We start from the raw sequence: 12,801 nt of genomic DNA on the forward strand, positions 1-12,801 counted from the left end.
AGTGGGACGCCATAGCCGCCGGACCCCGGAGGGGACGACCGACACCACGGAGAGCGGCGCCGTTACTGAAGAGACCGGTACCGCCGACCCGTGGGGCGAGCGCGACGCGGCCTCCTGGAGACCCGTGGACGCGGGCGAAGCGGCGACGCCCGACCAGGGCGCCGGCGCGGGCCCACGGGCCGCCTCCGGGCCCGGTACGGGCCGCCGGCGACGGCGCGGCGAGCCCGGCCCCGAGGCCGATGCTCCCGTGCGCGGCGGGCACCCCGAGCAGCGGGAGCCCGGTGCCGGCCCGCAGGCCGCACCGGGGCAGGGCGTCCCCGTGGTGCCGCACCAGCGCGGTACCGGTGGCGCACGGCCCGGCGTACTGGGTACGCCGGTCGACCCGGGCAGCCGCAGGCCGGGGCCGAAGCAGGAGTACCTGGACGCCTTCGCCAACGATCACCACTTCGCGGCCGGCGCTCCGTCCGCCGCGGGACCGCAGCGTCCCCCGATGGCCGCGCAGCCCCCGATGGTGGCGCCGTCCTCGCCCGCCTCGGACACGCCGCAGGGGCTCTCCGCATCGTCCGCGTCGCCCCCGTATGCGCCCGGGGTGGACGACGAGATCGCCGCCTACGAAGCGGAGTTCGGGGCCCGGGGAGCACTGGAGGACGTGTCCGGTGACGCCCACCGGCGGAAGGGCACCAAGGGGCGCACGTTCACCGGTGTGGCCGCCGCTGCGGTGACCACCGTGCTCGCGGTGGTGGTCGCCGGCCAGGTCGCCGACGCCCGCAAGAACGGCGTCGACGGGCCGTCGGCGAGCGGCGGGGGCGCGTCGCCGGGCCCGGACGCGGGGCGGCCGCACGGCGGGGCCACGGCCGCGCCCGCCACGTACGCGGCGAAGATGGCCACGATGTATCCGCTCGCCGCCGACCTGAAGGGCCGCGGGACCTTCAAGCCGGTCGGGGGCGCCGCCGCGGCGCCGGGCCGCGGCCATGTGGTGCGCTACCGCGTCGACATCGAGGACGGACTGCCGCTGGACGGCGAGCTGTTCGCCGAGGCGGTGCACAAGACGCTGAACGACGACCGCAGTTGGGCGCACGGGGGGCGGCGTACGTTCGCCCGCGTCGCCTCGGGCCGGGCCGACTTCGTGATCACTCTGGCGAGCCCCGGCACCACCGACGAGTGGTGCGCCAAGTCCGGCCTGGACACCAGCAAGGAGCGGGTCTCCTGCGACTCCGCCGCGACCGAGCGCGTGATGATCAACGCGTACCGGTGGGCGCGCGGCGCGCCGACGTACGGCCCCGACAAGATGTACGCGTACCGGCAGATGCTGATCAACCATGAGGTGGGGCACCGGCTCGGCCACGACCACGAGGGCTGCCCCCGGCAGGGCGCGCTCGCGCCCGTGATGATGCAGCAGACCAAGTTCCTGACCACGGACGGCGCCACCTGCCGCCCGAACGCCTGGCCGTTCCCGACCGCCTGACGCGCCACGCCCCGGTACTGCCTCGGAACGCTGAGCTTGGTGGAAAGTTACGCCTCTTCACCCCTTTTGGTGGTGCGACGGACAACCGTCCGTCGCGCCACCGGTGCTTCTGCGTAGCGTCGTGTCGCAGGCGGTGACGATCCGGCCACCGCCCGGAAGGACGCCGATCCGAGGACGGGGGTGCGCTCGTGCGCATTGGACTGCTCACCGAGGGTGGCTATCCGTACGCGTCCGGTGAAACGCGTGCCTGGTGCGACCGCCTCGTGCGCGGGCTCACCGGCCACGACTTCGAGGTGTACGTGCTGGGCGACGGCTCCGCGGCGCACGCGCCCGGCCGCGACGCCGCGCGGACCCGGAGTGGCCGGCGCGGGGCCCGGCGCGGCGGGGCGGCCGGCGCGGGCCGCCGCGAACGGCAGCGCTTCGCCCGGCACTTCACCGATCTCGCGGCGGCGTTCTGCGGCCCGCCGGGGGAGGCCGGGCACGAGGCGGACCGTTTCGCCGCCGGCCTGTACGGCCTCGCGGACCTGGCCCGCAGCGCCGGCACGCTGCCCGAACTGCTCCGCTCCGAAACGGCCGTCCGCGTCCTCGAAGCCGCCTGCCGCGCCCCCGGCGCGCTGCCGGCCGCACGTGCGGCCCAGGTCACCGACCTGTTGGCCGTCACCGAGGCGCTCGACGGCGCGCTGCGCCCGCTGTCGCTGGACTGGTACGGCGACGGTGAGGACGGTCCGTACGGGGACGGGCGCGACGCGCGGCCCGGGGGAGCCGAGGGGCGGGGCCTCGGTGGGGTCGACCTGTGCCATGCGACGTGCGGTGGCCCGGCGGCCCTCGCCGGACTGCTGGCCAAACGCTTCTGCGGCACTCCGCTCCTGGTCACGGAGTACGGCGTACGGCTGCGCGAGCACCATCTCGCGCGCGCCACCGCAGCGCTCAGCTCCCCCGTGCACGCGCTGCTGGCCGCCTTCGAGGGCGCGCTGGCCGCCGAGACGTACCGCACGGCCGATCTGATCACCCCCGGCAACACCCGCATCCGCCGCTGGCAGGAGCGGTGCGGCGCGCCCCGCGACCGGCTCCGCACGGTCTACCCGGGCATGGACGCCGCGCCGTTCGCCCGCGTCCCGGACGCCGCGGCCGACGACTCCAAGACCCTGGTGTGGGTCGGCACGGTCGAGCCCGACAAGGACCTCATCGGGCTGCTGCACGCCTTCGCGCAGGTCCGCGCGGCCGAGCCGGACGCGACCCTGCGGATCATCGGTGCGCCCGGCGCCGGGCCGGAGGCGCCCGCCTATCTGGCGCACTGCCGCGCGCTGGCCGCGCAGCTCTTCCCGGACGAGGCCGCCGACGCGGTCACGGTCGGCGAGAGTCCCGTCTCGTTCGAGGAGATCGGCGACCCCGGGGTGGCGCGGCCGGCCGACGCGTACGAAGCGGGCGCGGTGCTGGTGCTCTCCAGCGTCGTCGGGGGGTTCCCGAGGACGCTGGTGGAGGCGATGTTCTGCGGCCGGGCCACGGTGTCGACGGACGTGGGCGCGGTCTGCGAGGTCATCGGCGGCACGGGCCTGGTCGTACCGCCGCGCAACCCGCGGGCGCTGGCGGACGCGTGCACCGCCCTGCTGGGCGACCCGGAGCGGCGGGCCCGGCTGGGCGCCGCGGCCCGGGCCCGGGCACTCGAACTGTTCACCGTCGAGCAGAACATCGCGGCATTTCGTGGCATCTACCTGGAGCTGATGTCCCGCGCCCCGGTCCGGCACGCGGAGCGGGACGTGGACGGCGCGCCGCGCCCCTTCGCGCGCCCCGCCGAGTCGCGCCTGCCGGACCACTGGGCCGCCCCCGGCCCGTCGTCCGCGCCGCAGGACGGCGGCCACACCCCCAGCTGGGCGCGGCCGCCCGCCGCGCCGCACGACGCCGGGGCGCGGGTGCCGGCCGGCGTGGCCCGGACGAGAGGAGGAGGCGACGCATGACCGCGTACCGGACGCGGGCCGCACACCGGCCCGACACCCCCGTGACCCCGCAGAGCCCGGGCGGCTGGGACCCCCGCTCCAGCGCGATGCTCGGGGGAGGCCCCGAGGGGACCGACGACCCCGTAGGCGCCGGCGACCCCGGAGACCCTGGCGGCCCCGCCCCGGCGCCTGACGCGGGCAGGACGCCCGCCTCGGGAGGCGCGGCTGCCCCCGGAGCGGCCCCTGCTTCCGGAGCGGACCAGGCCCCCGGAGCGGCCCCCACCTCCGGAGCGGCCCCTGCCCCCGGAGCGGACCAAGCCCCCGGACGAGCCCCCGCCCCCGGAGCGGCCCCCGCACGGAAGGTGCCGCCCCGGCGCGGCCCCGCCGACCCCGTGCGCGAGCTGATGCACCGCCACCGTGAGCTGTGCGAACGGGCCGTCGACCCGCTGGAGATCGCGGCGGGGCTGGAGGCGCACGGCGTGACCGACCGTACGGCCGCCCGCTTCCGGCACCGTGACGTCTTCTCGCTCGCCGAGGAGCTCTACGCCCGCGTGCCGCGCGCCGAAGCGCCCCCGGCCGCGCCCCGCCCCGCCGACCCGGCGCCACTGCCGTCCGGCCGGGTCCGCGCGGCGCTGCACGTACTGCCCGGCGCGCTGGCCGCCACCACCGTCACCGCCGTCACCGCGGTCCAGGGCACGGCACCGACCGTCCTCCGCCCGGCCCTGGCCGTCGTCGGGGCGGTGTTCGTCGTACTGGCGCTGCGGCTGTGCCTACGAAGCGGGCCGCTGCGCACGGGGCACAGCGCCGGCCGGGCGGCCACCCTGTGGACCTGCTGGCTCGCCGGGTACGCCCTGTGCGGCGACCGGCTGCTCGGCGCGCTGCGGGACGGCGGCCCCGAGGTGTCCCTCGACCGCTTGTCGGCCGCCCTCCCGTCGCTGTTCGGCACCTTCCCGCCGGTCACCGGGCCGGCGTCCGTCGCCGCCCACGCGCCGTTCCCGCCCGGCCCGCTGCCGGCCGCCGCCGTGATCGCCGTCGCGCTGTGCTGCGCGGTCGCGCCCGCCGCCTGGTGCGTGCGGTGGTTCGCGGTACGGGGGCGGCGGCGCCTCGCGGCCAGCCGCGGCCTCGGGGAGTTCGCTTCCGGGATGCGGCCCCTGCTGACGGGCGCGATGCTGCTCTTCGTGGCCGCGACCGCCGCGCTGCTGGTTGTCGCGGGACTCCTGACGGGCCGACTCGGCACGGGCGGCGCGGCGGCGCTCCCGGCGCCCCGCGCGCTGACCCCGTTCGCCGCCGCGCTGACTCTCGCCGTGCTGCTCTTCCTCGCCCGCCTGCTGGCCGTCCACGGCTTCCCGGTGGCGGCGGGTCGCGGTCTGGCCGCGGCGGGTGCGCTGGAGGCCGTCGCGCTGGCCACGCTGCCCGTGGGGCGGCTGCCGGGCGCCGCCGCGGTGGCCCGCCCCGTGGAGACGGCGGTCGGCCTGCTCGGCCCCGCCGTCGTCCCGGCCGCCGCCTGCACGGCCGCCGCGCTCGGCCTGTTCGCCTACGGGCTGCGGGCGTTGACCGGCGCATCGGCGCACTCCCCGGCGCCCGGCACCGCCACGCTCCGGCCGGGCCCCGCCGACGCTCCGCCGCCCGGCCCGCCGGCGGCCGCCGCTCCGTAACGCCCCGCGCGGCCCCCACTCGTCACCCCCCGCCCCGTACCCCCTCGACCCTTTTCGACCCCTCTGAGGAGCCCTCGCACATGACCGTCCACCACGCCGTACGAGAACCGCTCGTACGAGAGCCGCTCGTACGTGAACCGGCCGTACGGGAGCAGGCCGCCGCCGCTCCGGCCGTTCCGGTGCTGCCGGTCGTTCCGGCCGTCCGAGAACTGGGGGCCGCGCGATGAGGGTTCTGCTCGTCGGTGCCAACGGGTACCTCGGCCGGCACGTCGCCGACCGGCTGCTCGCCGATCCCGCCGTCCAGCTCACCGCGCTCGGCCGCGGCGACGACGCGGACGTCCGCTTCGACCTGGCCTCGGGCAGCCCCGGCGCGCTGACCCGGTTCCTGGACGCGGTGCACCCGGGCGTCGTGATCAACTGCGCGGGCGCGACCCGCGGCGGCGCCCGCGACCTGACCCGGCACAACACCGTCGCGGTCGCCACGATCTGCGAGTCGCTGCGCCGCAGCGGCTGCGGCGCCCGCCTGGTGCACCTGGGCTGCGCTTCCGAGTACGGGCCCTCGCAGCCCGGCTCGTCCACCGCCGAGGACGCCGTGCCGCGCCCCGGAGGCCCGTACGGCGTCAGCAAGCTCGCCGCGACCGAGCTGGTGCTGGGCTCCGGCCTGGACGCGGTGGTCCTGCGGATCTTCTCGCCGGTCGGCCCCGGCACGCCGGCCGGATCCCCGCTGGGCCGGCTCGCGGAGGCGATGCGCCGCGCCCTCCAGTCCGGCGAGGGCGAACTGAAGCTCGGCGGGCTCGGCGTGCAGCGCGACTTCGTGGACGTACGCGACGTGGCGCGCGCCGTGCACGCCGCCTCGCTGTCCGCCGCCCAAGGGGTGGTGAACATCGGTACCGGCAAAGCCGTACGACTGCGTGAGGCCGCCGCCGTGCTCGCCAGAGTCGCCGGGTTCGGCGGTGCGCTGCACGAACTGGACGCGCCGCCCGGGTACGCGCCGGGCGGCCACGCGCCCGGCCGGGTCGCCATCCCGGGCCCGGCCGGCGAGCACCCCGGTGGCGGCCTACCCGCCTACCCGTACCCGGACGGCTGCGGCAGCTGGCAGCAGGCCGATGTCCGTACCGCCCGCGACCGGCTCGGCTGGCGCCCGCGCATCGGACTGGAGGAATCGCTCGCGGACATCTGGATGGAGGCCGCATGTCGCATCTGACCGCTCCGACGCCGGCCCTGGACGCGGCGCTCGGCGCCGGTCCGTTCGGGGTCGGGGTGCCCGGTTACGCGCATCCGCTGCTCGCCCCGGCCGAATGGGGCGAGCTGCACCGGCTGGCCCAGGAGGGCCCGCATCCGTCCGGCGGCGGGCCGCTGCACTGGGCGGTGCTGAACGTCGCCGACGGCCCCGGCTCCCGGCCCGACCCGCACTGCCTGGCCGCCGCGGCGCGGCTGCGGGAGGCCGCTGCGGGCCCGGGACGGTACGCGGCCGGTCAGCGCCCGGGCACCCGGCTGCTCGGCCACCTGGACGCCGCACACGGCTCCCGGGGCTTCGGCGAGCTGGTGTCCGAGGCGCACCGGTACCTCGACTGGTACGGCGTGGACGGCTTCGTTCTGGACCGCTGTCCCACAGAGCGGACAGACCTCGCCGAGACCCGCCGGATCGCCACGACACTGCGCGCCCTGAGGGACGACGCGTACCTGGTGTTCCGGCACGGCACGCATCCCTGTGCCGGGTACGCGGAGATCGCCGACCAGCTGATCACCTTCGCCGGTCCGTGGACGGAGTACCGCTGGTCACAGGTGGCGGAGTGGACGGCGGACCACCCCGCGGAGCGCTTCTGCCACCTCGTGCACGGCGTGCCGCGGCCGCATCTGGAGGAGGCGCTGCGCATCGCCCGGTGGCAGGGCGCCGGCACCGTCTTCTTCACCGACCACCGGGACCGGGGCACAGGAGACGCCTGGGAAACACTGCCCGGCTACTGGGACGAATTCGTCTCGCGCATCGGACCGGGTGTCTCGGAATGAAGAAGGGCGTGGCAGTGTTACGGAGAGAACAACCGTAATGAATTACCGACCAACGGAGTCCCCGTGTCGCTGCCACCCCTGGTCGAGCCCGCTTCGGAGCTCACCGTCGATGAGGTCCGCAGGTACTCCCGCCACCTGATCATCCCGGATGTGGGGATGGACGGGCAGAAGCGGCTGAAGAACGCCAAGGTGCTGTGTGTCGGCGCCGGCGGCCTGGGCTCGCCCGCGCTGATGTACCTGGCCGCGGCGGGCGTGGGCACGCTCGGCATCGTGGAGTTCGACGAGGTCGACGAGTCGAACCTGCAGCGCCAGATCATCCACAGCCAGGCGGACATCGGCCGGTCCAAGGCCGAGTCCGCCAAGGACACCGTCCTCGGCATCAACCCGTACGTCACGGTCAACCTCCACAAAGAGCGCCTCGACTCCTCCAACGTCATGGAGCTCTTCGCCGAGTACGACCTGATCGTCGACGGTACGGACAACTTCGCCACCCGTTACCTGGTCAACGACGCCTGCGTGCTGCTGAACAAGCCGTACGTGTGGGGTTCGATCTACCGCTTCGACGGCCAGGCGTCGGTGTTCTGGTCCGAGCACGGCCCCTGCTACCGCTGCCTGTACCCGGAGCCCCCGCCGCCCGGCATGGTGCCCTCCTGCGCCGAGGGCGGCGTCCTCGGTGTGCTGTGCGCCTCGATCGGCTCCATCCAGGTCAACGAGGCCATCAAGCTGCTCGCCGGCATCGGTGACCCGCTGGTCGGCCGTCTGATGATCTACGACGCGCTGGAGATGACGTACCGCCAGGTCAAGGTCCGTAAGGACCCGAACTGCGCGGTCTGCGGCCCGAACCCCACCGTCACCGAGCTCATCGACTACGAGGCCTTCTGCGGCGTCGTGTCGGACGAGGCCCAGGAAGCGGCGATGGGCGCGACGATCACTCCGAAGCAGCTCAAGGAGATGATCGACGGCGACGAGAAGATCGAGATCATCGACGTGCGCGAGCCGAACGAGTACGAGATCGTCTCGATCCCCGGCGCCAAGCTGATCCCGAAGAACGAGTTCCTGATGGGCAACGCCCTCCAGGACCTGCCGCAGGACAAGAAGATCGTCCTGCACTGCAAGACGGGCGTCCGCTCCGCCGAGGTCCTCGCGGTCCTGAAGTCCGCGGGCTTCTCGGACGCGGTGCACGTCGGCGGCGGCGTCATCGGCTGGGTCAACCAGATCGAGCCGGAGAAGCCGATCTACTGACCGCCCGCGCCGCACACAGCGCTTGCAGGAAGGCCCGTCCGCGATACGGACGGGCCTTCCGCATGTCGGACGCCAGGCCCCGGGGCGCGCGGCAAAACCGGTACCGCCGCCGGACGGCCCGGCCGTACCGTTGCCGTATGGACTTCTTTCCGCCGCCCCGGCCGAGGGACGAAGAGCCCGGCGACGAACCGGTGTTCGCGCGGGTGCCCTGGGAGAGCGCGCCCGAGGACGTCATCGGCGGCATCGTGCCCCTGGAGCGGGTGCTGGCCCGCAACGACCACCTGGCGATCGTCGCGACCCAGGCCGTCGCCTATGAGGACGGCGTGGAGATCCGGCTCCGTATGCGCGCCCGGCGCCGTCCCGGCATGAGCCGCGAGGACTGGGCGCACGTCTCCCGCGGCATGTGGGGGTTCAGCGACGATCCGTGGCAGATCGCCTCGGCGGAGGCGGCGGCAGCGGAGGGCCGGCATCCGGACGAGCTGCTGCGCTTCGGTGTGCGCTTCGCGGACGGCGGCGTGGTCACCACCGTCGACGAACACGAGCACGAGGACGAGTGGCCCGGACCGCACCCGAAGCTGCCAGTGCTGACCCTGAACGAGGAGGGCGGCGGCAGCTCCGGCGAGCACATCAACAGCGAGTACGCGCTCTGGCTCTGGCCGCTGCCGCCGCCGCAGCTCTTCGAACTGGCGGTGGAGTGGCCGCTGCTGGGCGTGGAGCTCAGCTTTACGCCGCTGGACGGCGCGGAGATCGCGGCGGCCGCGGCCCGGGCCCGGCCGTTCTGGGACGACTGACGCTCCTGGCGTCCCCGGGGCGCGCGGCTCGTGCCGTGCGCCCCGGAACATCACTGTGCAACGGCCCCTTACAGGGCTCCCTTGCGCGTCAGGAATGTGAACGACAGCCAGCCCGGCAGGACCGGCAGCCAGAACGTCATCAGCCGGAACAGCAGCACCGCCGACAGGGCCGTGTCACTGCCCAGCCCCGCCGCGGTCAGCAGACCGGTCAGGGCCAGCTCGACGGCGCCGACGCCGCCCGGCGTGGGGGCCGCCGACCCCAGCGCGTTGCCCGCGAGGAAGACGACGGCGATGCTCGCGTACGAGATCTGGTCGCTGCCCCCGAAGGCGCGGATCGAGGCGTCCAGGCACATCACGTTCGCCGCCGTCAGCAGCAGCATCCCGCCGATGCCGGCGACCAGCTTCTTCGGCCGCTGCAGTACGTCCAGCATGCGCGGCACGACGCCCGCGAACAGCGACCGCACCCGTGTGACCACGAACTTGCGCAGCGCCGGGATCGCCGTGACGACCAGGGCCAGCACCGCCGCCGTCAGCAGCCCCGCGATGACCGTACGGGAGGGCGAGAGCGAGGGCGTGCGCTCGGTGCCGGTCAGGTAGCCGAAGGTCAGCAGCAGCAGGATGTGGCTGCCGAGGCCGAACAGCTGGGACGCGCCGACGCTCGCCACCGCGAGGCCGGGCCGGATGCCGGCCCGCTGCAGGAAGCGGGCGTTGAGCGCCACGCCGCCGACCGCGGCCGGCGCGACCAGCTTCACGAAGTTGCCCGCGATCTGCGCGATGACCGTCCGCACGAAGCCGACCTTCTCGGGGACGAAGCCGAGCAGGCTGAGCGCCGCCGCGATGTAGGTCAGCGCGGAGAAGAACATCGCGGCCGCCACCCAGCCCCAGTTCGCCTCCCCGATCACCTGGTTGAACTTCACGTGCGTGAGCTGCGAGAGCAGGAAGTACGCGGCGAATGCGCCCGCGATCCAGCTGACCAGCGTGCGCGGGCTGATCCGCTCCAGCTTGGCCGGCTCCACCGGCGCGGTCGGGCGGATCAGCAGCACCTGGCGGCGGATCTGGGTGAGCAGGTCCTCCTCGCGGGCCTCCTCCATCGCCTCGTCCAGCGCCCGCTTCTCGGCGTTCTTCTCGGCCCGCAGCGTCTTGCGGTCGGTGCGGCCCTCCTCCGCCTTGGCCGCCTTGGCGGCCTGCGAGGCTGCCAGCACCGCCTCGCGCTCCCGCTTGGCCCGTTCCCTCGCCAGGTGGCGCAGAGTCGCCCGGGTAGTCCTGCTGAGCGCGATCGGCTGCAGCAGCGGCAGGCTGTCCGCCACCGCGTCCGGGCCGAGCACCTCCACCGCCACCTGCACGCTGCGCTCGGCGCCGACGCGCAGGCCGAGCGTGGTCAGCAGCTGGGCGACGTCCATCCGCAGCACCAGGTCGCTCGCGGCGATCTCACCGCCGCGCAGATCCGTGAGGACGACCATGCCGGAACGATCCACCAGGAGCGCGTCACCGACCAGCCGCCGGTGCGCGATGCGCCGCGACTGCAGCGCGTCGACCTGCTCCCAGGCGTTGTGCATCAGCTCGTCGGTGATCTCGTCGTCCGCGAGCGCGTCCAGGGTGCGGCCCCCGATGTGCTCGTACACGAGCATCACGGCGTCCGGGCCCAGCTCGGAGGTGGCGATCAGCCGGGGCGCGTTCGCGCCGGCGGCGATCGCCGCGTACGCAAGCAGCGCCTCCTGCTCCAGCGCCTGGCGCAGCGACTGCAGGCTGCGGCGCTGGTTGATGCCGCGCAGCGACAGCCGCCGCCACACGCGGTAGAAGAAGCCCTGCGCCTGCTGCTCGCGGTCCACGACGGTGACGTCGATGGGCGGGCCGTCCTCCAGGGTGACGATGTACCGGCGGCCGCGGTCGGAGTGCTCCGGATACGCGGTGTCCTCCGCGCGCAGCGCGCTGACCGGGCGGAAGCCGACCCGGCGCAGGCCCGCGAGGAGGTTCTGGCCGGTGGGCCGGACGTTCGGGGAGCCGACCGCGTACAGCGTGCCGAAGGCGACCGTGTAGCCGATCAGCACGGTTGTGACGATGGCGAACGGCGTGGTGTACCGGCCGACCAGCACCGCGAAGGCGTCCAGGAGCAGCACGCACCACATGGCCACGCGCCAGCGCGGCCTACGGGACATGCCGACGGCCGTCATGTAGGCGATGACCGGCGCCAGGTAGCTGTGCACGGGGGCGGTGATCGCCCCGTTGGCGAGCGGCTGGGTGAGCGCGTCCCGGATCGACTCCGGAGCGGCCTCGGCCACCCACAGGTCCGTCGCGAGCGACACCCCGTGGGCGAGCACGGCCGCGAGCACGCCGTCCGCGATCCGCAGCCCGTCCCGTTTGATCAGCCGTTCGATCGCGAAGGCGACCGGAACGATCAGTACGGCGATGCTCGCGGTCAGCCCGGCGAAGGTGATCAGCAGCTGGGGCGCCTGTCCCGCGCCCTTGCCGATGTCGTTCTCCAGACCCTGCGTGGTGCCGTGCGCGAACGTCGCCAGCGCCAGGACCAGTCCGATCCCCACCACACCGAGCAGGAAGCGCATCAGGTCGAAGGGGCGGTGCACGCGTGCGGGCAGCAGCGGCTCGTCGCCGGAGATGTGGTCCACGTGGAACTCGCTGCCGACGCCTTCGGCGGCGCTGCGGTCGGCGCGGTCCGTACGGGGCGCCTTCACGGGGCGCGGCCGGTCGGCACCGGGTCTGTCGGCGTCCTGCCCCGGGGCGTCGTCGCGCGACGCGCCCGGTGGCGGACGCTCGTCCTTAGGGGTGCGGCCGGCGGCCGATCCCGCCCCTTCGGGCGCGTCGGTCCGCCCGGCCTGTTCGGTCGTACGTGCCATGTCGGTGGTGGAAGCCCTTCCCCGTTGTAGCGGCTGTCCCGGTTCTCTCTCCGGCTGGTCCGGCTGCTCCGGCTTCCTCGTGGTCGTGCCGTCGGTGTCCGTGGAGCGGTGATCGTCGGTGGTGCGGTCGGATCCGGCCAACGCCTCAGGGGCGCCCGCCTCCTCCGGAGGCGCCGCGCCCTGACCCTGCTCGGCCTTCTCTTCTTGATCTCGTATCACCAGTCACCGCCCGGAAGATGGTGGCACGGCCCCGGTGCGGAGGGGGGCATCAGGGTGCATTTCGGGGGCGCGGGATGCGCAGCGTACGCGGCGGCGGCCCGCCGTGCACGTGACGCCACCGCCGTGGCGGGGAACGCGGCGCGTTGTCGGTGGCGTGCGGCAGGATGGGGCGAATGAGTGGGACCGAAGAGCGTGGGAGTGACGCCCCTGACGGCGAGCTCCCGGAGTACGCGGACCTCGTGCTGGGGGTCGCCGAGCGGATTCCGCCGGGCCGCGTGATGACGTACGGGGACGTCGCCGAGTACCTGGACGAGGGCGGTCCGCGGCAGGTGGGCCGGGTGATGTCGCTGTACGGCGGCGCCGTGCCGTGGTGGCGCGTGGTGCGCGCGGACGGCGTGCTGCTGCCCGGCAAGGAGCGGCACGCGCTGCAGCAGTACCGGGCCGAGGGCACGCCGCTGCGTGAGGCGCGGCGTACGGAGGGCGCACCGGGGGAGCGGGCGATGCCGCGCGTGGACATGCGGCGGGCGCGCTGGGACGGCCGGGAAGGGCCGGAACGGGCCACGCACGACTGAGGGGGCGGCAGGCGGTTTCCGGCACGCGGTACTGGGACGCGCTGCGGCTCGTGCGCCACCT

Annotated in this window: 10 protein-coding genes; 9 read left to right on the plus strand and 1 reads right to left on the minus strand. The window is 74.8% G+C overall.

The window, feature by feature from the left end; translation table 11 throughout:
- Position 1: 1 nt before the first annotated feature.
- From ACZ4MH_RS17595 to ACZ4MH_RS17630, 8 genes are all read left to right on the plus strand, one after another.
- The gene (locus tag ACZ4MH_RS17595; RefSeq protein ID WP_467754552.1) at positions 2 to 1,465 is read left to right on the plus strand and encodes a DUF3152 domain-containing protein; all 1,464 of its coding nucleotides are present in this window, start codon (positions 2 to 4) and stop codon (positions 1,463 to 1,465) included.
- A gap of 188 nt (positions 1,466 to 1,653) precedes the next feature.
- Entirely contained in the window at positions 1,654 to 3,420 is a 1,767-nt protein-coding gene (locus ACZ4MH_RS17600; protein ID WP_467754553.1) for a glycosyltransferase, read from the plus strand.
- Positions 3,421 to 3,791: 371 nt separating this feature from the next.
- Complete coding sequence (locus tag ACZ4MH_RS17605) at positions 3,792 to 5,054, plus strand: hypothetical protein (protein ID WP_467754554.1); 1,263 nt, start codon at positions 3,792 to 3,794, stop codon at positions 5,052 to 5,054.
- 80 nt (positions 5,055 to 5,134) lie between these two features.
- The gene (locus ACZ4MH_RS17610; RefSeq protein ID WP_157849007.1) at positions 5,135 to 5,281 is read left to right on the plus strand and encodes a hypothetical protein; all 147 of its coding nucleotides are present in this window, start codon (positions 5,135 to 5,137) and stop codon (positions 5,279 to 5,281) included.
- The gene (locus tag ACZ4MH_RS17615) at positions 5,278 to 6,258 is read left to right on the plus strand and encodes an NAD-dependent epimerase/dehydratase family protein (protein ID WP_351594928.1); all 981 of its coding nucleotides are present in this window, start codon (positions 5,278 to 5,280) and stop codon (positions 6,256 to 6,258) included. The genes ACZ4MH_RS17610 and ACZ4MH_RS17615 overlap by 4 nt, the downstream gene beginning before the upstream one ends.
- Positions 6,246 to 7,064, plus strand: a complete 819-nt coding sequence (locus tag ACZ4MH_RS17620) for a spherulation-specific family 4 protein (protein ID WP_351594925.1) — start codon at positions 6,246 to 6,248, stop codon at positions 7,062 to 7,064. The genes ACZ4MH_RS17615 and ACZ4MH_RS17620 overlap by 13 nt, the downstream gene beginning before the upstream one ends.
- Positions 7,065 to 7,127: 63 nt before the next feature.
- A complete protein-coding gene (moeZ, locus tag ACZ4MH_RS17625) occupies positions 7,128 to 8,306 on the plus strand; it encodes an adenylyltransferase/sulfurtransferase MoeZ (protein ID WP_351594922.1) in 1,179 nt (392 codons plus the stop codon).
- 137 nt (positions 8,307 to 8,443) lie between these two features.
- Complete coding sequence (locus ACZ4MH_RS17630; RefSeq protein ID WP_351594920.1) at positions 8,444 to 9,097, plus strand: hypothetical protein; 654 nt, start codon at positions 8,444 to 8,446, stop codon at positions 9,095 to 9,097.
- 68 nt (positions 9,098 to 9,165) lie between these two features.
- On the opposite strand, the gene ACZ4MH_RS17635 is transcribed toward ACZ4MH_RS17630, so the two are convergent.
- Positions 9,166 to 12,168 carry a lysylphosphatidylglycerol synthase transmembrane domain-containing protein gene (locus tag ACZ4MH_RS17635; protein ID WP_467754555.1) on the minus strand — a complete coding sequence of 1,001 codons (3,003 nt, stop codon included), beginning with the start codon at positions 12,166 to 12,168 and terminating at the stop codon, positions 9,166 to 9,168.
- A gap of 173 nt (positions 12,169 to 12,341) precedes the next feature.
- Here ACZ4MH_RS17635 and ACZ4MH_RS17640 point away from each other — a divergent pair, with 173 nt between their 5' ends.
- The gene (locus ACZ4MH_RS17640; protein ID WP_467754556.1) at positions 12,342 to 12,740 is read left to right on the plus strand and encodes an MGMT family protein; all 399 of its coding nucleotides are present in this window, start codon (positions 12,342 to 12,344) and stop codon (positions 12,738 to 12,740) included.
- Positions 12,741 to 12,801: the final 61 nt, after the last annotated feature.

This window comes from Streptomyces sp. NPDC026301 (assembly GCF_055567935.1).